Origin of the sequence: Methylobacterium platani, assembly GCF_001653715.1 — a bacterium.
GTDB lineage: Bacteria > Pseudomonadota > Alphaproteobacteria > Rhizobiales > Beijerinckiaceae > Methylobacterium > Methylobacterium platani.
In genome coordinates, this window is the sequence record NZ_LWHQ01000131.1 from 2,112 (window position 1) to 2,745 (window position 634).

Here is a 634-nt window from a genome sequence, read left to right on the forward strand (position 1 = left end):
AGCGCCTTCGAACGGACCCGGTCGAAGGCGCTGGCGGTATCAGACGATGCGCCCGCGCGCCGCGACCGGGAGCAGGCCGGCGATCGCGCCGCCGCGCACCGTGACGAGGGCGTCCACCATGTTGACGACGACGCAGACGTGGTTGGGGATCACCTCCACCGTCTCGCCGACCGCCGGCCGGGCGGCGCAGGCCGACAGGTCGAGGAAGCCGTGCTCCTCGGCGAAGCCGGTGATGCGCGCCTCCGGGTAGTCGAGGATCAGGCCGTGGCCGTCGAGGCCGCCGACATCCGAGGTCAGCGTCTTCGAGCCGGAATCCAGGATGCCCCGCTCCGGCGCCGCCCGGCTGACCACGGTGGCGAGCACGCTCAGCGCGCATTCCTCCAGGGTGGCGATTCCGGCCGCCATCATCATGCGGTCGTTGAAGATGCCGGTGCCGGCGCGGTGCTCGGTCACGCCGCGGATCGCCCCGATCTCGGCGAGCCCCGGGGTGCCGCCCGAGGAGACGATCGGCGCCTCGAGCCCGTGGGCGCGCAGGCCCGCTAGGGTCTCGTCGAGGAAACGCTGCGTCGTCTCCGGCGCGCCGGTCGGCGGGTAGAGCATCAGGCCCCGGAAGGCGAGGCCGGGCCGGGCGGCG

General features: G+C 74.0%; 1 pseudogene (running past one end of the window). It reads right to left on the reverse strand.

The features are described from left to right. Positions 1-39: 39 nt before the first annotated feature. Positions 40-634: pseudogene (locus A5481_RS31845) on the reverse strand (alanine racemase); it runs 432 nt beyond the window's last position.